The organism is Rhodopirellula sp. UH5, from assembly GCF_056839225.1.
This window is the reverse complement of the sequence record NZ_CM166390.1, coordinates 6,265,023-6,289,693: the sequence shown is the minus strand read 5'-3', so window position 1 is coordinate 6,289,693 and position 24,671 is coordinate 6,265,023. Positions and strand designations below refer to the sequence as shown.

15 protein-coding genes are annotated in these 24,671 nt (G+C 56.9%); 2 read left to right on the top strand and 13 right to left on the bottom strand.

All coding sequences use genetic code 11. The features are described 5' to 3' along the window. Nucleotides 1–23: 23 nt before the first annotated feature. Nucleotides 24–5,138 (bottom strand): Ig-like domain-containing protein, encoded by a 5,115-nt coding sequence (locus UH5x_RS22445; RefSeq protein ID WP_482633737.1) that lies wholly within the window; start codon nucleotides 5,136–5,138, stop codon nucleotides 24–26. Between the two features lie 408 nt (nucleotides 5,139–5,546). Here UH5x_RS22445 and UH5x_RS22440 point away from each other — a divergent pair, with 408 nt between their 5' ends. Then, nucleotides 5,547–6,428 carry a serine/threonine protein kinase gene (locus UH5x_RS22440; protein WP_482633736.1) on the top strand — a complete coding sequence of 294 codons (882 nt, stop codon included), beginning with the start codon at nucleotides 5,547–5,549 and terminating at the stop codon, nucleotides 6,426–6,428. Between the two features lie 20 nt (nucleotides 6,429–6,448). On the opposite strand, the gene UH5x_RS22435 is transcribed toward UH5x_RS22440, so the two are convergent. Continuing rightward, the gene (locus UH5x_RS22435) at nucleotides 6,449–8,113 is read right to left on the bottom strand and encodes a permease (RefSeq protein ID WP_482636054.1); all 1,665 of its coding nucleotides are present in this window, start codon (nucleotides 8,111–8,113) and stop codon (nucleotides 6,449–6,451) included. A 301-nt stretch (nucleotides 8,114–8,414) separates the two neighbouring features. Between UH5x_RS22435 and kdsB the strand changes: the two genes are divergently transcribed. After that, a complete protein-coding gene (gene kdsB, locus UH5x_RS22430; RefSeq protein ID WP_047814889.1) occupies nucleotides 8,415–9,167 on the top strand; it encodes a 3-deoxy-manno-octulosonate cytidylyltransferase in 753 nt (250 codons plus the stop codon). Between the two features lie 649 nt (nucleotides 9,168–9,816). Here kdsB and UH5x_RS22425 read toward each other — a convergent pair. The 11 genes from UH5x_RS22425 to UH5x_RS22375 all read right to left on the bottom strand — a co-directional run bounded on the left by UH5x_RS22425 (nucleotide 9,817) and on the right by UH5x_RS22375 (nucleotide 24,653). Beyond that, entirely contained in the window at nucleotides 9,817–10,137 is a 321-nt protein-coding gene (locus UH5x_RS22425) for a hypothetical protein (RefSeq protein ID WP_236696285.1), read from the bottom strand. A 268-nt stretch (nucleotides 10,138–10,405) separates the two neighbouring features. After that, nucleotides 10,406–10,804 carry a cytochrome C oxidase subunit IV family protein gene (locus UH5x_RS22420; RefSeq protein ID WP_047814890.1) on the bottom strand — a complete coding sequence of 133 codons (399 nt, stop codon included), beginning with the start codon at nucleotides 10,802–10,804 and terminating at the stop codon, nucleotides 10,406–10,408. 62 nt (nucleotides 10,805–10,866) lie between these two features. After that, nucleotides 10,867–12,138, bottom strand: coding sequence for a cytochrome c oxidase subunit 3 (locus UH5x_RS22415; protein ID WP_047814891.1), 1,272 nt, complete (start codon nucleotides 12,136–12,138; stop codon nucleotides 10,867–10,869). Nucleotides 12,139–12,272: 134 nt separating this feature from the next. Beyond that, complete coding sequence (locus tag UH5x_RS22410; protein WP_047814892.1) at nucleotides 12,273–14,015, bottom strand: cytochrome c oxidase subunit I; 1,743 nt, start codon at nucleotides 14,013–14,015, stop codon at nucleotides 12,273–12,275. A 99-nt stretch (nucleotides 14,016–14,114) separates the two neighbouring features. Continuing rightward, on the bottom strand, nucleotides 14,115–15,296 hold the full coding sequence (locus tag UH5x_RS22405; RefSeq protein ID WP_482633735.1) for a c-type cytochrome: 1,182 nt from the start codon (nucleotides 15,294–15,296) through the stop codon (nucleotides 14,115–14,117). Between the two features lie 67 nt (nucleotides 15,297–15,363). Continuing rightward, complete coding sequence (locus UH5x_RS22400; protein WP_482633734.1) at nucleotides 15,364–16,380, bottom strand: SCO family protein; 1,017 nt, start codon at nucleotides 16,378–16,380, stop codon at nucleotides 15,364–15,366. A 41-nt stretch (nucleotides 16,381–16,421) separates the two neighbouring features. Then, nucleotides 16,422–16,718 carry a hypothetical protein gene (locus UH5x_RS22395; protein WP_047814895.1) on the bottom strand — a complete coding sequence of 99 codons (297 nt, stop codon included), beginning with the start codon at nucleotides 16,716–16,718 and terminating at the stop codon, nucleotides 16,422–16,424. A 72-nt stretch (nucleotides 16,719–16,790) separates the two neighbouring features. Beyond that, a complete protein-coding gene (locus UH5x_RS22390; RefSeq protein WP_047814896.1) occupies nucleotides 16,791–18,032 on the bottom strand; it encodes a hypothetical protein in 1,242 nt (413 codons plus the stop codon). A 121-nt stretch (nucleotides 18,033–18,153) separates the two neighbouring features. Beyond that, nucleotides 18,154–19,701, bottom strand: a complete 1,548-nt coding sequence (locus UH5x_RS22385; RefSeq protein ID WP_482633733.1) for a quinol:electron acceptor oxidoreductase subunit ActD — start codon at nucleotides 19,699–19,701, stop codon at nucleotides 18,154–18,156. Nucleotides 19,702–19,786: 85 nt separating this feature from the next. Next, a complete protein-coding gene (gene nrfD, locus UH5x_RS22380; RefSeq protein WP_047814898.1) occupies nucleotides 19,787–21,208 on the bottom strand; it encodes an NrfD/PsrC family molybdoenzyme membrane anchor subunit in 1,422 nt (473 codons plus the stop codon). 61 nt (nucleotides 21,209–21,269) lie between these two features. Further along, complete coding sequence (locus UH5x_RS22375; protein ID WP_482633732.1) at nucleotides 21,270–24,653, bottom strand: TAT-variant-translocated molybdopterin oxidoreductase; 3,384 nt, start codon at nucleotides 24,651–24,653, stop codon at nucleotides 21,270–21,272. Nucleotides 24,654–24,671: the final 18 nt, after the last annotated feature.

Sequence of the window (24,671 nt, the reverse complement as noted above, 5' to 3'; positions counted from 1 at the left end):
GGGTGTTGAACTTCCGGTCTGGGTTAGCCCCACAGACCCGCAACGTCGTCGGCCAACAAGTCCAGCAGATCGTCGTCGTCCGAATCCGCCGTGGAGTTATCGACCACCACTGCACCGGTGGACGATGCATCGGTTGCCGAAGCAGCTCCGCCCGTGACCTTTGACTCTGCTGCCAAGTCACCGATCGCTTGATCCGAGGCTTCGCTGGAGAGCGTTTGAATGCCCGTTGAGATCGATTCGCCCGCAGCAGCAATTGATTCGCCGGCCGAGACTTCGTTCAGATAGTTGATGACTCGAAGAGCATCAATGGCACTGACGCGGCGGTCTCCGTTGACGTCGTGGTAGTACGGGCTCGAATTCGCAGATCCGGGTTCGCCCGCAACGGCGGAATCCAAACGTGAGAGTTCGTTGATGACCAACAAGGCGTCAATGGCCGTGACCAAATTGTCACCGTTCACATCCGCTGGCAGGTTCGTGTTCTGCAGTGGCTCACCGCTTCCGGTGATCGTGAAGGACAGTGAATCATAGACGATCTGCGATGGATCAACTCGTTCGTCGCGGTCATCCAACAACGTGTCTTGGAAAGGGAACCGGTCGGCTGGCGAACCAGTGATCGTTGCCGTTCCTGGTGCAACCGCTTCGAAGTACAGCGTTGCCAACAAGGGGCTGACGCCGGTTGCAGGGAGACCAGTGTCACTTCGGAGCGAACCGAATTCGTCGATCAAACCGGCACGCGTGTTGACGCCGACGGCTGCCGAGGAGTTGAATTCGTCCGCGAATTCAACATCAAATCCAAAGTCATCGCCAGAAATTGTGTCGGACGGGACGATGCGTCCGGTGTCGTAGAGGACATCGAGGAAGCCAGCGAAGACAGGATAGGGGTCCCGTTGCGTAAGGTCATCCGCGATAATACGAACACCAAAACGTTGGCCAACCGCGACGGTCGAAATCGGGTTGCCCGATTCGTCCACCAACTCGAAGTCGAACTCAGCCAAGGGGTCCTGATTGGCTCCCACGACCAAGGTCACTTCCGCGATGCTGGTGACAATCCCGAATGTTGGGCTGGAAACCGTGGTCACATAGGTGAACGAATCAAAACCACTGAATCCAATGTCCGCGGTGTACCCGATGTAGTCATCGGTTGGATCGTTGGGCGTGCCATTGTCGCGAACGAGTGCGGTGCCATTGGCAGCACCTTGATTGATCTCGAAGGAGATGACTTCGCCACTGGTTCCCAACAAGTCATTGTCGAGCACGTCCAGTTCGGATTCGGAAACACTGGTGATCAGCGATCCGTTGCTATCGAGACCTTCCGGGAAGGAATCATCCAACGCCGAAGGGAAGTTCGGTCCCGCCGGTGCAATCGCGACCTCAACCGAACCGTAGCGAATTTCGCCAAAGCCCAAAGCAGAGGACTGTTCGATCAAAATCGTTTCGCTGACCGCGGCATCAGATGGGTCAGCTTGGAAGACGGCAATGCCGGAACCAATTGCCTGCAGCGTGACAGTGAACAGTTCCGCCGGTCCGGTGTGCGAAGCGACGTCGTCACCAGGTCCATTGACGGACGACAGGTTCGAGATGGACTGAGCCGCACCGATTTCATCGAGCAGACCAGGTGTCAGTGAATTGCCGAGTTGGAAACTGCCAGGAGTTTCAAACTTAGGACCAAAGGTGATGTCAAAGGGGAACGCGTCGCTGGAGTTGGTATCAACGGTCGTCACCAACTCGCTGGAGTACAACACGTCCAAGAATGCAGAGGCCAGACCTTGTGGCGTTTGCCCAGGCAGGTCCCGCAAATCATCCACGCTGACTCGCAAGCGGAAAATGTCGCCTTGTTGCAAGGTTGGACGTGGCGTGTCGTTGACTTCGTCCAAGATTTCCAACGTGAACGATGCCAAGTCATCGGCATCGGAGTCCGGGTTGATCGAGACGGTCACGGTCGCAGTCGAGAAATTGTTCTCGCTGTCTTGAACCGTGTACATGAACTGTTCCGACCCGGTGAATCCAGCGGCAGGTGTATACCTGACCGATTGGTTGTTCTGGGTCAAGACCACGGTTCCACCCGCGGTTCCGTTGGTGACAGACGCCAAGGTCAGTCCACCGGGAGCATTCGACGCAATGTCATTGTCGAGAACATTCAGCGGGAATCCGCCGCTGCTGTTCGCGTTCGCTGGGATGCGATAGATGTCATCCAAAGCGATTGGGTCTTCGGTTTGGAACGTCACGTTGACGCTGACCGTGGCGGTTGCCACGTTGCCTTGCGTGTCAGTGACTCGGTACTGGATCGTGTCCTGTCCGACGAAGTTGTTTGGTGGCGTGTAAAGCAATTGCTGCTGACCAGCGGCACCGGCACTGATGGTCACAACCCCTTGGGTCGCGGCGGTGCCCTGCGTGGTGATCGTCAGCGGATTGGACGCCGAGTTGAAGTCATTGGCCAGGACATCGATCGGGAAGCCTTGGCTGTTGCGAGGCACCGAGACGCTGTCGTCATTGGCCAAGTCGCCGTCATTCAGAAGTCGAACGGCATAGTCTTCCACTTCACCAGTATCAACAAAACCTGTGGCCGAGATGTTGGTGTCTTGGCTCAGACGGAACCGAGCAAACGTGTCGAGCAGGCCGCTCGCCGGCAAAGTGAAGCTGGGCAGAGTCAAGGGAACCGAGCTGACACCAGTCGCAAGGACTTGGTTCGTGATGAAGCGTTCATCCGAATCAAAGGTTCCGCTGCCGTCGACGTCGATCCAACCTTGCAGGTAAGCCTGGCCACCGGTGGTGTTGTTGACCGTCACCTGGATGGAACTGGTCGTTCCGGGAACCAAGGGGCCCGTGAACAGGATGCCATCTTCGTCGGCACCATCACCCGTGGCATCGGCCGTGGGCTGCCCATCGCTCTCACGATCCACCGTGGCACCGAGAGTCAGACCACTGAGGATCCCGTGGCTGGCACCATTGGATGCACTCAAGGTTCCGTACGTGTCCGGAGCATCGCCAAAATCGCGAGACGACCGGCCACCGAAGTTGAAACCCTCTGCTGGTCCGCTACCGGGCGTGACGACGTATTCGCCGGACAACGGAACGGTTGCTTCGAACCCAGCCTCCGCGACTTCGCGAATCGCGTAGGAATAATCCACCTCGGACAAGTCGAGCGTATACAAACCGTCCTCATCGGTGAGCGCGAATGGCTCACCCAAGTCAGGACGATCATCGCCGTCCAAGTCGGCATAGATGTAGGCACCTTCGACACCAGGTTCGCCTGGATCATAGACGCCGTTTTCGTTCACATCTTCAAACTTCCGGCCGGTCACATCCGACAGCAACTGACGGAAACCAAAGCTCGGCAGCGTGCTGCTGCTTCCCAGAGTCACCGAACGACTGACGGGGGTCGTTGCCACGAAGTTGGAAGGCGTCATCGCGATGACGTTGTAACTGCCCGACGCACCGAACAAGCTGTAGGTGCCATCGGCAGCGGTGACCGTCGAAGGATCGGCTGAACTCAACAGGCCATCGCCGTTGACGTCCAAGAAGACAGTGACGCCACTGAGTCCCGAGTCGCCAGTGAACGTGCCGTCGCCATTGATGTCGTTGAAAATCCGTCCGGTCGCACCGGAGCCAACCGTTCCGGTGGACAAACCGTAGGCGATCGAATGAGCGGTGTAATTGGTACCGAAGATGCCTTCAACCAATGAAAAGATGTCTGTTTCAAAGGACGAAGGGATGTCGTCCGCCGTGCCATAGATGCCGTCAGGGCCAAGGCCGACCAGTTGATCATCGGCGATTGGGTCGCCACCTTCATCGCTGACATTCGCGACCAAGTTGGTGCCGTCGGTGTGCCGAATGCCCAAGATGTGGGCTGCTTCGTGAGCCGCAATGCCACCCAAGTAAGTCGCCAACACGTCGAACTCACTCGATCCCGCCGAACGGGGAAACGCTTGAGCGAACGGAACCCAAGTATCCAACTGAACAATGGCGTACTCGTCGAGCTTGAAGTTGCCGACGTCAACGGATTCAGCAACCGTGGCTTCGAAGCCATAGTTCGTTGAGGTTCCCGTGACCAAAACACGAGACACATTTGGATTGCTGCCGGGATCAGCGTGCTGCAAACTATTGAGGATCGTGACCCCATAGTCGCCAGGATTGCCCGTCGAGTCGTAGTCGCCGTTGATGTTCTTGGCACCCACGTCTTCGAAGATGCGTTCCACTTCAGCCGCAATCGACAGTTGCAAATTCTCGATGGCACCCGCTGCTTGGTTGACCACTCCCAATCCGCTCAAGGTTTGTTCGATGCCAGGGATGAACGCGACCCCACCCAGGATTGGATCACCAGCGGGGGCATAAATTTCTCGCAGAACCGCCCGTGGGAACACACCGCCGTCAAAGTCCAAGAAGATGACCTGCCCTTCTCCAACTGGCAGACTCTCGGTCACGGGGCGATACGTTCGCAGCCCCAAGGTGTAATCGACACTGGTCGACTCACCCGAAACCATCACATAGTAAGTTCCGTCTTCTGGAACGATCTGAGCAAAGGCTTGGTTGCCCAAAGTTTGAAGCGGTGAGTCAGCGGGGTAAGTGTTGAACTGGGTCGTGGAGCCATTGAGAACGCTGTCCACGGCGAACCAAACTTGGCCGCTGGGCAGCATCACCGTGAATTGAGCGGAGCCACCCAAAGTTGCGACATCCAAGATATCGCCGGCTTCCAGATTGAACGAGAACACGTCGATGTCGGTGGTGACACCCAAATTGCCACGCGGGAAAATCCCGGCGGTGCCGCTCAGGTCGATGGTGTCACGCTGCCCTGCACCGTTCCCCAACGGCAGGAACTCCGCATCCTGAAAGAAATCGTTCTCGCCAACTTCCCCACGAGATTCCGATTCCGACATCGGGAATGCGGCGACGGTTCCGACGTTGCGAGGACCGTCGTACTCGTCCAAGGCAGGGGTACTGGGCACAATGCCACCCGCCGCCAAGAGCTGGCGGGTTTCCAACCCTTCCATCATCAGACGGCGTTTCTGGGTTCGTTTACTTCGCCGGTCGCTGCGGCGTTTCGAGCGTCCTTTGCCCGCGTTGGAATCGGATGGATTTCGCTCCGTAGCGGTTTGAGAAGTCCAATCCGACGACGGTTGAGAAGGCTGACGATGAATCATCGAGGGTCTCTGGCAGGATGGGCCCCTGGGGACCAGAAAAGGGGAAGCAGTGCTGTCACACACCTGACGGCGTTTCCGTGACGATGCGGAAGTGGCCACAAACAGCAAACCGCGACAGCGAGTCTAGTTAGGGGCGATGCGGTGTCAACGAAATGCATACTTTGTGACGTCAACACGATCGACAAAGTTCCCCGAATGAATCGTCCACCTCCTACAACCCGCACAACCAGCCCCCATTGGACCCGCTGAAACCAGCGATTGGGACAGCAATCATGCCGAATTGGCGGACTTTTCCGGTCGCCAGGAGTCGATTCGACCGGAACCATCGACCTAGTCGATGTCACTCTCGGTTCCGGACCAATCCGTTTGTCCGCTCCCAGACCTCTTCGCCTCCTGTTTGGATCGCTCATGTTTGGCAAATCCCGCGCGTCTTCAAAATCGACTTCGGCCGCCGAGACGCCCACCTGCTCCATGAACAGCCCGTTTTCCCAACGAATCCTGGGAATTTGGCGGGTCGGCAGATCGATCGCCCAGGGCCAGGGGACGGAGTTGTTTCTCGCTCAACCCGCCGATGCCGCGGACAGCCCACGCTGGGACTACGTCTTGAAAACGGCCAGTTTGACAGGCAACGCAAGCGTCCCGGCCATCCAACCGGCTCGACGTTTCGCTCAAATCATCGCCTCCGCAGGGATCACACACCCCAACCTGATGCCGATCCTGGACGAATCCGCCCATGGCACGTCCCCCTACGTGGTGATGCCTCGTTTGGACGCCATGAATTTGACGAATCGAATTTCAAAAATCCCTCAATTCGCGCTGCCGATCGCTCTCTGGTGGACCCGGCAACTCGCACAAGCCACGCAGGCCCTGCATCAAAACGGCTGGATTCACGGCGACATCAACCCCGACAACGTGCTGGTCGATTCCCAGGGACATGTGACTCTGATCGATCTGGGGCACGCTGCGAGAATTCATTCGCCGATGCCGCCTCTGTTCCGTGGAACCCCGGGATACGCTGCTCCAGAACTGGCCGCCGGAAACACAGCCGCCCTGCCAGCCATGGATGTGCACTCCCTCGGCCAGATTCTGCTGCAAACGTTGGCGTTGACCGAGCCCACTCAGTCCCGCAGCGTCGAACCCGTCGCTGAGTTGATCGAAGAAATGGTGTCTCCCGATCCGCTCGAACGCCCCTCGACGAGCAACGTCGTCGCCCGACTGCTCAAACTCGAAATCGAGACGCTGGGATGTCACATCGTTCCCGAGCGAAGCACGATTCGGCGTGCCGCCTAGTGCTGACTTCGACGTGCCCGTCAGGATGACGGCTTGACCTCGGATAGGCCGGCCGGTTCATGACTGCTCCTTTCCGAATCGTCCGCGGCGGAAGGTTTCGGCAGGAACCAGGCCCATGCGATCAAGAACCCACCTGTGATCGCGTACCCCGCCACGTATTCCATCACCTTGGCAACATGCTCGCCCGGCAATCCCAACGAGCTTGATTCGCCAAACAAAAACGGGACGAACAAGCGATTGCCCACGATCGGCGAATGCATCACGCCAAAGCAGGTCAACACCGCGGCCCCCAGCATCACAACGCCGGCCCGAATCAGCTTGCGGTCTATCATCGACGCAAGTGTCCAAGACCACAGCAACCCGGTCACGATGAAACCGTTGCTGAGCATTCGCAAGGTCTGCAGGTCATGCTTCAACGGACCGCCCACCAGCGAATCCATCGTGTGCCCACCTGCGAGCATCAACGAATCCCCAAAGATTCGATCTGGCAAACTCATCGCTAAATACGCCAGCGCGGGCAGGCAAGCGATCACGACCGCCGCGTAGTGCTTGCGTGGTGTTGCGGTGAAGGTTTGCGCCGTGATCTCCAACCCAACGAACACCAAAATCGGATACACCGCCGGCGCGGGGATCCAAGCATTCAACAACGCAAAGTAACCAACGATTCCCGCTGACCCGACCAGCAACGCGGTTGCCAACGTGTACGCCGCCCGGCCACCCATCGCTTTGTAAGCCGGGTGACCGATGTACGGTGTGGTTTGAATCACACCGCCCGACAGCCCGGCCAAAAAGGTCGCCACGGCTTCGACGCCCAACACCGTGCGTGCATCGTATTCATCGCCCGCCGAGGCGGCGGATTCCGTGCAATCAATCCCACCAACCACCGTGGCCAATGCGAACGGCAACACAAACGGCAAGAACGGAACCGCATCGGGAAACGCGCCCCACCATGTCCCCTGCCACGATTCCATCCACTGGGTCGGAAACCAAACGGTCGGCTGAGTCGTCGGAAATTCATACCCGGCCACTCCAAGCAAACACAACAAGTAGTAAACACTTCCGGCAACGATCAACGCCCCCAGCGTCCCCGGGGTTCGACCGGGCAAAGGCAGGTGAGCGATCAACGTCCCCAGCACCATCACCAGCGCCAACAAACCTGGCAGGGGCGAACCCAAAATGTGCGTCAGAGGAAAAAAGCTGATCAACACCAATGCGATCGCAGCCAACGAACCCAACAAGCCAGCGCGCGGAATCGCATCCCGAACGACTTGCCCGAAGGGAGCCAAGATGAGCTTCAACACCCCGCACATCACTGTGCACCAAATCCCGATGTGCCAAGTGTGACGAGCCGCTTCCAACTCCGTCATTCCACCCGCCCGTGCTGCCAAGAACGCGGGCCCCAACACCAACAGAATCATCCCAAACGTCGACGGCGTGTCCAAACCCAGCGGCATCGCCGTCACGTCGTCTCGGTTCTGCCGGCGTCCCATCCGCAAGGCAATGAAAAAGAACGCGATGTCACCCAGCATCACCCCCAGCGCCGTGCCGGGAACCATGTGCGTGACTGTGAACTCCGCTGGCAATCCAAACCCCGCCAACAACGCGGTCATCAACAACAACCCCGCCACGTTGTCGAGCATCAATCCAAAGAAAGCATTGATGTCGCCCGTCGTCGCCCACCATATCGCCGGAGATTTCTGGTCCGTTGTTTGCTCTGCACCAGACATGAAAAACCTGTTGTTGACGAATCGAGCGGGTTGCGATCAGCACTGCCTCATCCGAGGTGCTCTAGTTCTAACCGGATTCAACACTCCAGGGAGGCAACACACGCGATTCATCCCGGAGCGTTTCCAAATCGAGCCTTGTGCTGCGAACAACGGCGTTTGCATCTCAAATCCGCTTCGATTCCACTGATGCCACCCCGGATTGCCCTAAGTCCGCTTCACCGATCCATTGACTCGTTTCCCCCAAGCCATCGGAACCACCATGAAGTCCATGATCGTCATTCCCGCTCGCTTGGCATCGTCCCGCCTCAGCCAGAAATTGCTGTTGCAAGCGGGTGGCAAATCCGTGCTGCAGCACACCTACGAAGCCGCAATGAGATGCTCCGTCAGCGAGGAAGTCATCGTCGCAGTGGACGATCCACGCTTGGCCGCCGAAGTCGATTCCTTCGGTGGACAAGCTCGACTGACCAGCGTCGAGTGCCAAAGCGGAACCGACCGGATTGCAGAAGTCGCCCTGCTGCATGAAGACATCGATATCTTCATCAACGTTCAAGGAGACGAACCGGAGATCGATCCCAAGACAATCGATGCGGTCGCCCAATTGCTGATGCAACATCCCGAGGCAGACATTGCCACCGCTGCCTGCCCCATTCGCGATCGCGAACGCGTGGAAGACCCCAATTGTGTCAAAGCGGTCCTGGGCGATGACCAGCGAGCGATCACGTTCAGCCGTGCCGCTGTCCCCCATCCTCGCGATGGATTGACCGACGCCTTGCTGAATGCGGAACCAGCGAATTACTGGCAGCACATCGGACTGTACGCCTACCGCCGAGACTTTTTGCTGTGGTTCGCGATGCAACCGCCAGGAAGGCTCGAGCAAATCGAAAAACTCGAGCAACTGCGGGCCATCGAAGCGGGCAAAACGATCGTCGTCACTCCCGTCGAGTCGTCGGCGCCTGGGATCGACACCCTCGAAGATTTTCGCGAATTCACCGCACGAATCGAATCGGTGTGACCAACCGTTGAGCAATCAACGAAAGACTCCTGCCGACTGGCTTGGCAGACCACCGCAGTCTTCCCTTGCGAGTCGAGAAACTCGTCGACGGTTCGTTGATTGAGCGGTTCCCATCCAAAGTGCTTGGAAATCCTAGCCCGGCGCGTGACGGCTTGCTGATTGAGTCAGCTGGAACGCGATAGCGTCCGGTTCGTCTTCGGTATTCGTGAGCGAGCGCTGGCCTGCTAAATCAATGGGCTTGTGGCGGCCATGCGTTTGCGCAACTTTTTATCCCGGTAGGGATGTCAGATGGTATCCGTCGGTAAGCGACAGCGCCACCGATGGACACGCCCCCCACGCCGCCACTCTCCATCCCGCCGTGGCCATTGGCCACGGCGGGATGGAGAGTTTTATGGGAGCTCCTTTTCCGGGGGTACGCTGCTACGCAGCGACCCCCGGCTACCATCTGACATCCCTACCGGGATGAAGAAAGACAGAAGCCGGAAGAAAAATTGCTTTCGCGATCAGAACGCCGACAGCAACGATTTCGCAGTCCACGCTAGCGCCCATCGGCTGATTGCTCAATCTGCGAAACGCACTGAATCAACAGCCTGGTGAGAGCGGGACCGCATTGAGTCCCTTGATCTGAACGGCAGGCCGCCCCAAATGACTAGCGACGACCAAATGGGCGACTGGTCCCACGTCCGGATTGCACCCCATCGGTACCGATCACGACGCGTCGAAGCGGACGGTAGGTCAATGGGGTTTGCTCAGCGCTCTCCACCCAGCGAACGGTGTTGCCATACACATGGAACAATCGACCAGGGCGTTCGGCAATGGGCGTCGCCTGAATTTGAGCTCGGTACTCACCAGTCGGCACAACGACCGGGCTCCATTCTTCCGCAACAATTCTTGCGGGACTGCTCGCCAAGGAGGTTCCCAAACTCACTGCTGCCAACAAAGCCAACACAGAACCGGACAAAGAACGCATCGCTGATTTTCTCCTGAAGAAATGTCTGAACCTGCAAACATACGCCAAGAAAACAGCTTAGGCAATTTCGGTCAACCTTTCCGGCCAAAAACACCTCGCAGTCCAACCAGCTTGGAAAAAGGAGGTGAATCCACCCAGTCTATTAGGGGGAATCACGCGCAGCCGGTCGCGTTGAAGATGCCTCGACACGAAAAAGCCCGGTCACAAAGTGCCGGGCTGATTTCAGATCCGCGCCAAGCGGCATTCATATCCGCTGGACAGGGTTTCACTACAAATCGACGGAAACCGCAACCGGCACTTCGTCGACAATGTTCTCGTTGGCCGGAGACGTCATCTTCGCATCACTCAACGTGATGGTCACGAACAAGCCGACAAACACAAACGACGACAGGAACACGATCAGGTTGAACGGTTTATCGAACGCCAAGTGCATGAAAAACAAAGCGACCAAGACCGCCTTGATGGTGGCGATGAACATCACAATCGCAATGTCAATGCTGCCCAAGTCGAAGTTGGCCTGAGCGACGGTCACGATCGTCAGAAAAACAAGTGCGATGAACACACCGAACAGCAGCGGCAACGGAATGGGGTGCGCGAAATCGCCCTCGGCATGGCCGTCGTGCGAGTGTGCCGAATCGGTGTTCGCGGAATGTCCGTGGTCAGACATATTGCAACTTTCGAGAGGTCGTTGAATGAGGAGGAATGCGAATGAACTGCTCCGCGGCTGAACTAGCGAATCAGGTACAGCAGCGGGAACAGGTAGATCCAGATCAAGTCGACGATGTGCCAGTACAGGCCGACGTAATCAACTGGGCCAAAGTAGTGTCGATTGAAGTCTTGGCGGATCGCACGGATCAACAGCCAAACCAGCACACCGATCCCAGCCAAAATGTGAATCGCGTGAACACCGGTCATGCAGTAGTAAATCCCAAAGAACACACCGGCTTGTCGTGGTGTGTTGACGTTACCTGGGATAGTGGAGATCCCCGCGTCACTGGTGGATGAATCCTTCAGAATCTTGCCTTCAGCCATGGTTTGCTGAGTCTGCTCCGCGACCACCAAATCCTTCAGACCGGTGTTGGTTTCGTTTTCAGCGAGCAGTTTCACCGCCGCGTAGTCATCGCCCAAAGGCGTTTGGACCATGTTGGCGTCGGATTCGTCCGCGACTTCTTCTGCATGATCAACGGTCGCCACGGCGTGCGAATGATCTGCGTCGCCGTGTTCCGCATCGGCATGATCGCCAGCTGCAGCGACATGCTCATCACCATGATGCTCGCCACCGGACTCCAGAATCGTGCCCAGTCCAACGCCCCCGAAGAAGCTCAAAGCGACGACCAACAGTGGCTTCGCACAAGCGTACTGAAAGGCATTGCCCGAGATTTTCGAGACAACCAACCAAATGAAGACGCCCGCCGCGATCAACGCAAACGGAGCACACAGGAAATACAAACTGTTCGTCAGGAAGAACGCAGTCGACTCCGAGAAGCCGTGCAACTCCACCATCTGAGCGGCGGTCGGGTGCTCGTTGGCAGCACTGTAGAAGTACGTTCCCGGCGGCAGCAATCCCATGCCCCATTTGTGCGAGTATTCAATCGACTTCACACCCAGGAAGACCATCGCACAGGACAGCGTGGTCGCAATCAACGCGACCAACTTCTTGTGCTCTTCCGTTTGGGAACAGCGAACGGCCCACGCCATCGTCAGCGAACTGAATAGCAGCACGCCGGTGTTGATCGCACCCAATTTCGTGTTCAGGAACTGGCTGCAACCCTCGAAGACTTCCGGTCGAAGCATTCGGAGGATGGCGTACGCACAGAACATTCCACTGAAGAACAAAATCTCCGTGACCAGGAACAACCAAATGCCCAGCTTGCCGCTGTCAAATTGCTGTTCGGGGGTCTCGAAATGGTGCGCCAACCAAGATGGATGATCGTGATCGTGCCCATGCGAATCATCCGCGTGAGCATCGGTTGGTGAAGATACGGAGTCGATCGTTGCCATGAGCGGTGGGCCGACGTGTGAACTGATTCAAAACGGAAAGCGGCACCAATCCGATGCCGCGGGATTTATAACAAGTGCCCCCGAACGTCGCACGATCCATCAAGATGGACAATTCGACGCAGGGCAGATCTCAACTACTTTTGGCCGCCAGCATGGGCGGGAACTTCATCAGGCGTGGACTCAGGAACCAGTTTGCGTTCTGGCTCCGTCATGACGTATCGCTCGTTCTCAGCGTCCCATTCCAGATTGTGGAAATCGTATGGATCGCCAACAACGGGTGGACGTTCAAAGTTGTAGTACGGCGGTGGGCTGGTGCATTGCCATTCCAACGTCACGCCACCCCAGGGGTTGGCAGGGGCACGACGGCCTTTGGCCAACGAAACCATCAGCACGATGAACGCATACAGCAAACCAACTCCGAGCAACAAAGCACCAAACGTGCTGAGCTGATGCAAGAACGCGAACTCGGGATCGTAAGTCGCGTAACGACGAGGCATCCCGCGGCTGCCCAAGACGAACTGTGGCAAGAAGGTGCCATTGAATCCGAGGAAGACCAACAGGGAGGCAATCCGCCCGTGAGTTTCGTTGTAGAGCTTCCCGACCATCTTCGGCCACCAGTGGAACACACCACCGAGGAAAGCGATCAACGTTCCACCAACCATCACATAGTGAAAGTGAGCGACCACAAAGTACGTGTCGTGAAGGTGCAGGTCTGTCGCCAAGGTTCCGAGGAACAAGCCGGTCAAACCGCCGATCGTGAACAAGAAGATGAACGAGATCGCGTAACACATCGGCGTCGTCAAGCTGATCGAGCCCTTGTACATCGTCGCCAACCAGTTGAACACCTTGATCGCCGACGGCACCGAAACCGTGAACGTCAACGCGGAGAACACGATGGTGGTCAACGAGCTCATGCCTGCGGTGAACATGTGGTGTCCCCAGACCAAGAAGCCCAACAGAGCAATCGCGATCGAGGAGTAGGCGATGAAGCGATAGCCAAAGATGTGCTTGTGACTGTGAACACTGATCAGTTCGCTGATGATCCCGAAGGCTGGCAGAATCATGATGTACACAGCGGGGTGACTGTAGAACCAGAAAAAGTGCTGGTAGGTCACCGGGTCGCCGTTGAATTCAGGATCAAAGATCCCGATGTGCATCGTGCGTTCTGCGATCAGCAGCAACAACGTGATCCCGAGGACGGGCGTTGCCAACACCTGAATGATGCTGGTCGCGTAAGTCGCCCACAGGAACAAAGGCATCTTGAACCAGGTCATGCCCGGTGGACGCATCGTGTTGATCGTGACAATGAAGTTCAGACCGGTGAAGATCGAGCTGAATCCCAGAATGAAGGCACCCAAGGTGGCCAAAATCACCGAGGTGTCAGTCGTTGTGCTGTAGGGCGTGTAAAACGTCCAACCGGTGTCCAACCCGCTGCTGAACAAGGCGCTCACAAAGAACAACGCCCCAAACACCCACAGATAGAAACTGCTGAGGTTCAACCGCGGAAAACCAACGTCCTTCGCACCCAGCATGACAGGCACAAGGAAGTTCCCCAGTGCCGCCGGGATACTCGGGATGATGAACAAGAACACCATGATCGCCCCGTGCAGGGTGAACACTTGGTTGTAGATGTTGTTGCCTTCGGCGCCCGTGAACAGCAATCCATCGGGTTTCAACAGGTGCAAACGAATGGCAAGGGCTAGCAAACCACCGATTGCAAACGCGCTCACCACGCCGATCAAATACATCATCCCGATGCGTTTGTGATCCAGCGTGAACACCCAGCTGAGGATGCCCGAGGAGTTGGTCAGGTAGTTTTCGCGTTCGGTTGGATAACCGGGGTCGCGAGCGCCCGCTGGGAGTGTTGCATTGGACATATTGGCGTCCCTTCTGGAGACCGTAAAACGTGTCGGTGATGGGTGTGCTTTGAAAAGGCTTCAGTCAGTTTACCGAATCAGCCTGAATCTCTAAACGAATTATTCGGCGGATTCTGCTTCCGGTTCAGCCTCGGCGGCGGCCGGTTGGGACGATGCGTTGGCACTGATCGACTTCAAGTAAGCGATGATCGAGGCAATGTCGTCGTCGCTGAGCTGCCCTTTGTAGCTCGGCATGACAGGTTGATAACCCGCGACAACCTTCGCCTTGGGTGCGAGAATCGATTCGCGAACGTAGTTTTCATCGACGAGTTGATTCTCACCGGTGGTCAATCCGTGCTGGCTGCCGTAAACGTCCTTGAAGGACGGGCCAACCAGTTTCGAACCGTCGACCGAGTGGCAACCGGAACAACCACGACGGCCGTAGAGCAACTCGCCCCACTCTTCCATCGAGACTTCACCGCGACTGCTGTTCGCCTTGATCCAGGCGTCCAGGTCCGCTTGCGTTTCGTGAACGACAACCACGGTTTGCATTTCGGAGTGGTTCGTGCCGCAATACTCGGCACAGTACAGGTCGAAGAACGTGTAGCCCTCGGGAGTGACTTGCACCTCTTTTTCACCATCTTCGGTTTCGATGGTGTGGACTTTGTCGTAGTCCCAGGCGGTGCCTTCGTTTTGCTTCTTCAGCTTGGCAAGTTGCTCGGCACTGATCTGTTCGCTGGCAATGGTCGGTTGGAACCACATGTAGTTGTACCGACCCGGCACAACGTCCTTCTTCACGCGAAAGGCGGGGATGAACACACTGTGAATCACGTCGGTGCTGCGCATCGACAGCTTGGTGGGTTCATCTTTGACGATGTGCAATTCGGGGTGGAACGTGCCGTTCCCGTAATCCATCGTCCAACCCCATTTGAACGCTTGAAGACCGATGTCGTAGGAACCTTCTGGCGGACTCCGCATGTCGAGGAACGAAATCGACCCCTGAACGAACATCCAGACCAACAACACCGACGGCCCGATTGACCAGGTCAACTCCAGCGTTGTGTGGTGCGACAGTTGGCTTTCAGCCTTGGTCCCGCGAGCCTTGATGTACTTGAACAGGCACCAAACCATGAACACCATCATCGGCACGAAGAATGCCAAGCTGATGTACAGGATCAGGTCATAAACCCAATCAACTTCTTCGGCGAACGATGAACCTTGGATGGGAAACCAAAAGTCCGCGTTTTTGTCAGCCAACAAAGTTGGAAACGTCATGGCGAGCGATTCGATTGCAGGAAACATTTGAGTGAATGATTTTCAGGTCGCAGTGGATTCGGTTGTCTGGTCTTGCTGAGGTCGCAAGCGATCGTCAGTCGGCATTCCCGTGCAAATGCCACTGCGTTGGTTTCAAAGGTGCCGGTTCCGATGTGCCATCGGGACCCGCGGTTGAGTTGACGTTGCCGTCAGGTGTTTCGTCGTCGGTGGCGTTGGCTGGCGAACCTTTGCGGCCTCGCCAATAAGGCAGCAACGCCAACCCGAGCAAAGTGATCGTCATCCCACCGCCCAAACGCATCAGCTTCCAAGCCTGCGGAACGTAACTGTTTTCGTTTGGGTCATAGCTGTAACACCACAGCACAAACTGATCGACGATCCCGCCCACATTGCCTTGACCAGCCTCGACCAACGCCAACTTCATCTGGTCCGGGGGAAAGGCAACGCCAAGCGAATAACGCGTGATCACACCGTCGGGTGAGACAAACGCCAGCATCGCCGGGTGAGCGTACTCTTTGGTGCGGGGGTTGTACTTGTAGGAGAAGCCCACTTCTTTGGCCAAGCGTTCCACGTTGGCCTTTGTCGTTCGTGTGAACGACCATCCCTCTTCTGCCTTCTCATGCGAAGGAACTTGTTCGACGTATCGTTTCTTCGTGTCGCGAAGTCGTTGATCGGTTTCGGTCGGGTCGATGCTGACACTGAGCAACTGAAAATCTTCACCAATCTTCAAGTCGTCCATCTGGTCGAGCGATTGAGCGAGCTGATTCAGTTGCACGTTGCAAAGCATCGGGCAGTTGCTGTAGTTCAGCGTCAAAATCAGCGAACGTTCACCATCGAGGTAATGACTCAGCGTGAATTGGCGGCCCTTCGAATCGATCAGCTTCATGTCGCCGGGCAGTTGATTGCCCAAACGCTGCTCCACGGTGACGTTCTCCACTCCCATTGGCACACCATCGTTCAGCAGAACCGGTGCTCCCTGTTCCATGGCCCCCGTGCTGGGCTGAGCCGACACAGGTGATCCGACGCCAGCCACGAACGCGAACATTCCGGCCACGAACACCCAACTTGCCAGTGGCAAGCGGTGGGTCATTCGGCGGGAAACGAGCGTATTCATAGTGGATCGCTGGGGAGGGATGGGTTGAAAGGGTCGTGGTCTCAGGCTTCGTCTTGCGAACCGGCCTTCTTGACCATCTTCTTCATCGCGTCTTCGACGGGAATCGTCACATTGCCCGTTTCCGGATCCACGCCGTAACGCGAAATCTCAGCGGATTGGTCCGCGAGCACCGCGTTCTGGCGGGAATACGAAGCCGATTGAACCTTGCGTTCATCAACAATGTCCGCCATCGCGAAGTACAGGACCTGGACCGCTAACACGGTAACCGCAGTGACCAAGATCGAGATCACGCTGATGACCGCGATTCGTTTGACATTGAGGTCGTCGTAGGCTGCCATGAGTAAGGATTCAGTAGAAAGGAGATGGGTGGGGTCCGAACAGCGGCAAATTGCCGCAAAACGCAGATCGGTTTAGAAATTTTCGAATGCCAGCGACTCACCCAAGCGAGGGTCGCGAACCGGCACCACACGAGTTCCAGCGGCCAATTTGAGCATCAAACCCAACATCAGAGCGATCATTCCAATCACGCAAACCAGTGTCGCAATGATTCCGGCTGCACCGCCCAAGCCCATTCCGGCTTCCGGGATGATGATCCAGTACAGGTCAACGAGGTGCAAAACCAAGATGTAAGCCGCCCAGCAGGAAATCAGCCAAGGGCGACGCCGAACGTGGCGGCTCATCGTGCCAGCAAACGGCAATCCCCAGTGCAGGATCATCAGCACCAACGAGACGTTGAACCACCCGTTGGTCGACCGTGTGTAGAACCAGTGAGTTTCCTCAGGGATGTTGGCGTACCAAATCAGCATGTATTGGCTGAACGAAATGTATCCCCAGAAACAAATGAACCCGAAGATCAATTTGCCCAAATCGTGGTAGTGCTCGACCGTGACTTCGTCTCGCATCGCACCGGCTCGCTGCAGCAAAAAGCTGAACAAGCAGATCGCACAGTGCGCGGACAGAATGCTGCCGGTGAAGAGGTACACCCCGAACATGGTCGAGAACCACATTGGAGCCAGGCTCATCACCCAATCAAACGCAGCAAACGATGTGCAGAACGAAAACGCGATGACGGCAGGGCCACTGCGAGCTTGCAGCTTTTCAGTGATCGTGATCTCGCCCGTCTCGTCTTGGCGTTGGCTACCGCGGTAATACCAGGCGGCGATGCCACACCAAACGGTCAAGTAGATGAGCGACCGAGCGACGAACCAATTGGGGTTCAACCAACGTTCCTTTTGCTCCCAAATCGCACTCGGGATACCGTGCTCGGCTTGGTAACCCTCGGCGGACCACACATACAACGATCCGGTGTAGGCCGAGACCGCGATGGGAATGAACAGCAATGCCAATGGAATGACCATGATCATCATCAGCTCTGCGACGCGTCGTACCACGACGCTCCATCCCGCACGCGACAGGTGCTGGATCAAAACGAAGAACAACGACCCAATCGCAAGGGTCAGGCAGTACATGTAAGCCACCAAGTACGATGACATCCCGAATCGACCGCCGACGGCCGAGTTGGAGAAGAACGCACCGCCGACCAGTGCCACGATGCCCCCGATGATCATGGGCAACGACAACCCAGCCAAAGAGGCGGGAAGTTGAAATGCCGGGTCATCGGCAGGCTTGATAGCGACCGCTTTGTGTGACATGGGAGATGTGAGGGCTGAGACTAAGTGATGTGATGACTGGTTTTGATGCCGGGTGGTCCGGCGTCGGACGCTTGCGTTTCTCGGCTGGGGCGGTTGCCCGCCTGCCGATCACAAAAGCGACCTACTCGGCGTCGGCGGCTTCTGCCGCCTTGGCTGCTTCGGCTTCGGCGGCGGCTTTCAACTTCGCTTGAACGTCGGCCTGTTCTTTTTCGATCTTCGATCGCTGTGATCCAGGAACGTCTTCCAATGTCGCGTCCTGGCTGGTCTGCAACGCTCGCACATAGGCCACAATCGCCCAGCGATCCTTGGCTTTGATCTGCGAAGCGTAACCTGGCATTTTGCGGACACCGTTGGTGATCGTGCTGAACAACTTGCCGTCGGGGTAAACGTCCGAGTACAGCGTTGGGTCATGCATGTTCGACGGTGGCGTCCACGTGGTCGCCAAAATCTCTTGAGCTCGGCGATTGACCAAGCCGTTTCCGCGCCCGTTCATGCCGTGGCAGACGGAGCAGTAAATGTTGAATTGTTGTTGACCACGGGCCAGAGCTTCTTCGCTCAGCTCGAGTGGATTCTCAGTCAACCAAGGTGTGTCGTCCGCGGTCGCTGCAACCGAAGTGTTTTCGGAAGCTTCGCCGGTCTCGCCAGCAGGGGCAGGTTCCTCCGTCGCCGCTTCGTCTGCGGCCTGTTCCTCAACGGCAGGCTCTTCAGCTGCCACCTCGTCTTCTTCATCCACGGCAACATCGGATTGCAGAGCAACCAACTGAGCAGCACGTGGGGCATCGATGCTGGCCAATTCGTCCATGTCGATGCCGGTCTTGAAGTTCAAATCCCAATCCATTTCGCCGCGGCGAACGGTTCCGGGAACATCAGGACGCATCGCGCGGCCATCGGCAAACAAACTGGTTGTTTGCTGAGCGTCCTTCGAGGGCGAAAAGTCCATGTCGGGGAAGATGTGGAAACGCGGCGAACCACTTTTGGTCACTCGCATCCGCAACACTGCCAGAGCTGGAATCGAAGACAGGCAAATCACGGTCGCCAGTGTGATCAGCAGTCCCTTGGGAATGACTTTGGACGAGTCATCCTCGAGCACAGGCTCCACAAACTCACCGCCGAGTTCGCCCAGCAAGGCCTTCGCACCGGCTTCGTCAAATCGCGAGTCCTTGGCATCCAAGAACAAGAAGAACGTGTCGTCCGTCGCACGATCGAATCGTGGGCTGGTGAACATCGGGTTGCTGAACCGGGGCAGACCATTCAAGGCCCACATCCCAAAGAACGTTCCGAACGACGCCAGCAAAATCGTCAACTCAAACGTCACCGGAATGAACGCCGGCAAGGAGATGAAAGGCTTGCCCGAGATGATGTAGGGATACTGAATGCCTTCGAACAGTTCCGTTTGACCGTTCAAGCTGATCTGCATCAACAGTGCGATCGTGGTCCCAGTCAAACCCGCCGCCAAAGAGATCCATGGCAAAATGGTGGGTTTGATTCCCAGGGCCGTGTCGATCCCGTGCACCGGGAATGGCGTGAACGCATCCGCTTTGGTGTAGCCCGCGTCGCGAACACGACGACAAGCCGCCAGCAGCGAATCGACATCCGTGAATTCGGCGACGACACCGTGGACTTTTTTGTCGTCCGCGACTGTCTTCGGTTTGGGTTGGGATTCAGTCATGAGAAAGATTTCAATGAACGGTTTTCAGTGATCAGGATTCAGCACGTCAAGGAGGCGTCGGCCGCGAATGCCGCGACCAACAAACTCAGTGATCGTCCTCGTGCGAATGGTTGGCGTGAGCCATGTGCAATTCTTTGGCGAGTGTCGCCTTCGTCTCCGCCATGTTGACGATCGGCATCAAACGGCAGAACAACAGGAACAGAGTGAAGAACAATCCGAACGAACCAATCAACATGCACCAATCGACCCACGTTGGGCTGAAGTATGCCCAAGCACTTGGCAAGTAATCTCGCGAGAGACTGGTGATCGTGATCACGAAGCGTTCAAACCACATTCCGATGTTCACAAAGATCGAAACGACAAACATGATCCAGGGTGTTGTCCGAGCTTTCTTCGACCAGAAGATATTGGGCGAAACCACGTTGCAGGTGATCATCGTCCAGTACGCCCACCAGTAAGGACCAAAGGCCCGGTTGATGAAGGCAAATTTCTCTTCGGGGACTTGGCCGAACCAAGCGATGAAGAACTCCGTTCCGTACGCCAAACCGACGATCAAGCCGGTCGTCAGGATGATCTTGCACATGTTTTCCAAGTGCCGGATCGTGATCAGTTTTTCAATGTTGAAGATCTTCCGAGCGGGGACCATCAACGTGATCACCATCGCGAAACCGGAGAAGATAGCCCCAGCGACAAAGTAAGGCGGGAAGATCGTCGTGTGCCAACCGGGAACCTGCGAAACCGCGAAGTCAAAGGACACGATCGTGTGCACCGACAAAACCAGCGGGGCAGCGAAAGCAGCCAACAGAGCGTAAGCCTTCTCGTATCGCATCCAATGCCGTGACGAACCACTCCAGCCCAGTGCCAGGACGCCATAAGCGGCACGCCGGATTGGATTCTTGCTGCGGTCACGGAAGGTCGCCAAATCGGGAACCATGCCCATGTACCAGAACAACAATGAGACGGTCGCGTAGGTCGAAACCGCGAACACGTCCCACAGCAGCGGGCTGCGGAATTGTGGCCACATCCAAAGGTTCAAACTGGGATAGGGTGCCAGCCAAAATGCGAGCCAAGCCCGACCGACGTGAATTCCCGGGAACGTCCCCGCACAAACCACGGCGAAAATCGTCATCGCCTCGGCCGTCCGGTTGATACTTGTTCGCCACTCTTGGCGGAACAGATACAAAATGGCACTGATCAGCGTTCCGGCGTGACCAATCCCGACCCAGAACACGAAGTTGACAATCGGCCAACCCCAGAAAATCGGTGCCCGGTTACCCCACACCCCCACCCCGGTGTAGATCAGGTAAGCGATGCACAAACCCAACATGGTCGCCAAGTGAACGGAAACCAAAAACCCGATCACCCACGCACGAGACGGCGGTTGCTCGGCGATCTTGCAGACCGCTTCGGTGATCGAGTGATAATTCGTGTCGCCAAGAACCAGCGGTGCGCGCTGACCGGGCCGATCGTTCGAATTATCCAGTCCGTTTGGGATTGCGAGAGACATGGAAAGGGCTGAGAAAGGAGGTTGATTTCGGAGTATGAATGCGGGGGCGGGACGCGAGTCCCTAGACGATCGGCAACTGGAACGGACGAGTCAGGTTCCGAGTGTGCTCTTCTTCACCATGAGCGTGATCGTCGTGACCGTGGTCGCCTTCGTCATGACCATGGTCATCGTGCCCGTGTTCCTCGTGACCGTGATGAGGTGCCTCGAGTGACAGATCCTCGATCTGCTTGCGAGTCATCAAGGCGAACGGCGTGTTGCGAATACGAGCCTTGTAAGACGTTCGTGGCTTGACGTTGAGTTGCCCCAACATGCCATAGCTGCGAATGTCTGCCTTGGCCTTTGAAACAGCCGATTCTGGATCCGCAATGTTACCAAAGTCGATCGCGTTGGTCGGACAAGCGGCTTGGCAAGCGGTGACGATATCGCCATCGCGAACCGCGTTCCGCCCGTCCTTGCGAGCGTCAATCTTGGCGTGCTCGATGCGTTGAACGCAGTAGGTGCATTTCTCCATGACACCCCGTCCGCGAACGGTGACGTCCGGGTTGAGCACCAATTGCTGCAGCTTGCGATTCGCGGTTTCGATCGAGCCTGGGTAAGCATCGATGCCGTAACCAACTCCAACGTCTTTGTTGTAGTTGAAGTAGTTGAAACGGCGGACTTTGAAAGGACAGTTGTTACCGCAGTAGCGTGTGCCAATGCAGCGGTTGTAGGTCATCGCGTTGAGACCTTCATCGGTGTGAACCGTGGCCGCAACCGGGCAAACCTGCTCGCAGGGTGCCGTTTCGCAGTGCATGCAAGCAACCGGCTCTTGAACGATGTCCGCGACGTCGGAATCGCCTTGGAAGTAACGGTCAATCCGCAACCAGTGCATTTCACGGCTGTTGCCGACCTGTTCCTTGCCGACGATCGGCACGTTGTTCTCGCTTTGACAAGCGACCACGCAGGCGTTGCAGCCCAGGCACTTGGTCAAGTCAATCGACATGCCCCATTGAGGAATGTGATCTTTGCTTTCTTCGATTTGGTTGATCGGCTCTTTCCAAAGCGAACCTTCTTCACCCACCGATGGGACGTGAGGTCCCTTGGCTTCGGTGAACTCAGGCAGCTTCTTCAGCAATTCGAGCGTGCCTTCCCGAATCAGGCTGAAACTGCGGCTCTCAGCTTCGTCGCGTCCGAGTTCATCGATCGCCCAGTGATCCTGCGTCGTGACCAAATCGTATTCGGTGTATCGCGGGCGAGCTTCGACGGGATGAGCGTACAACATCGAATCGCTGAACCGAATCGGCGAAACGTTGACGCCCACCGGATCGACATCCATTTCAATGGATCCGCCAACGGCACCGACGCGAGTTCGGCCGTACCCGATTTGCGTGGTGATGACGCCAGGTGCACAACCGGGCATTTCGTAAACCGGCAATTCAACGGGTGTGTCGCCGCGACGAATCGCAACCATCAAACCGTGTTTGATTCCCAACGCTTCCGCGGTGCGGGGGCTCATCACCGCGGCGTTGTCCCAGACCAATTTCGTCAGGGCTTGCGGCAATTCTTGCAACCAACCGTTGTTGGCAAACCGACCGTCGTAGAGGCTTTCCGATGCGGTGAAGATGACCTCGATGTCGTCTTGATCGACATCCAAAGTGATCTCAGGTAGTTCGGCAGGGAGCTCGACCAACGTCTCACCAGCGGCCACTTCTTCGGCGGAGACAACGACATCTTCCGAGAAACCATCGTGCAGTAGTTTTCGCCATTGGCGATCGCTGATTGCCGATCCAGAAACCGAATCCGCGGTGCGACGGACCAATTTCTCTCCCTCGGTGACTTCTTCGGCCAGCATCAACGCCAAGACTTCTGCGGCGGAGCGACCACCCAGAAGCGGCATGATTTGCGGCTGGCAAATGCCGTAATGACCATCGACCCCGACGCAGTCACCCCACGATTCGAGCGGGTGGCTCATGGGCAGCGACCAACTGCATTTTTCAGCCGTTTCGTCGTCGTAGATGCCCAAGTAGATCGAGTGCTCAACGCGTTCGAGAGCCTTGGTGAAATTCAGATCGCCCGGTGCGGTGTGGACCACGTTGGTGTCAACGAACAACACGGTGCTCAGGTCGCCCTTGGCAATTCGATCGAATGCGTCTTGGAGCGTGAGCTGGTTCTTCAAATCCGCGCCAGCGACGGGGCGGAAGGTTTGGATTGAACTGAGCGAACCAAGCTTGGCGTTCATGTCGATGCCAGCGACGATTGCATCGGCACCGAGCGTTTCGCCAACAACGACCACACCCTTGTCACCAGCGGCGGCCAAGTCAGCCGCGGCAGCGTTCAAGAATCGGTCCAAACGAGCGGCAGCGTCGATTTCGCTGTACGCGGCACCTTCGCCGGGCAAGTTTTCCAAACCGTACTCTTCGCCAAGTGTTTCCCCCGCTTTGACTTTTTCAACGCGGCGTCCAAGCTCGGCCAAGACGGCCTTCATTTGGCTGGGGCGAATTGCGATGCGAACATCAGCGGCAGCACCAGTGGTCGTGTACCCGCCCTCGGCGACGTACAGACGACTCATCTCGCCTTTTGTCTCTTCTTGCATTGGATCGCGTTTTGCCGCGAACGTGCGTGAGTTGGTTTGGCTGCCCGTGTCGCTGCCCAGGAAATCTGACTGGAACGAAACGATGACTTCCGCTTCGGTGAAGTCAAATTTCTGAGTGGCTGGTTTGCCGAAGACACGCTGGGTGGCTTCGTTCATCAACCCGCCATCGATGGGGTCGTAAACGCAGACGGATGCGGCGGGCAGCTTCTTCTGCAGTTCGCCGATCATTCGCAATGTGGTGGGCGACGTCGTCGGCGACATCATCACCGCAACCGATCCACCATCGCCGACTGATCGCAGCAAAGCCTGCCCATAATTCGCGAAGGCGTCCCAGTCGGACTCGATGCGTCGTTTTTCGCTGTCATCGAAACGGATCGGCACACCGGCTTCGCCGCGAGCCCGATCAGGATCGTAAAGCCCCAGCACGCAGGCCTGGGCATGAGTGCCCGCTCCGCCACCGGCTGGGTGGGTTGTGTTGGGCTCGGCTTTGATCGGACGACCATCGACGCAGGTGATCAGCAAGTGCTGGACTTCACCGGCGAGTTCAAAGTTGGTTGCCGCTTGATAAGTTTCGCCCGGCACACGATCAGCGGGACGCAGCACAAACGGCGCGATCAGCTCCTCGGGGTAACGACACCCCGCGGCACCCGCCATGGCCAGCGACGCACCCATGATTTGCATCCATCGACGACGCGAAACGCCCTCGGGGAATTCCGATGCTGCGACCGGAAATTCACGGTGCAAAAATTCGCTGACGAACGCGTCGTCTTGACGAAATTCCGACAAGCTTCGCCAGTACTGCGGTTTGCCTGCAGCGGACGAAGAGGAGGTTTCGGAAGAATCGAAACCGGCGTCTTGGGTCGAAGTGGTCATGGAGTGGAATCTTCTCAG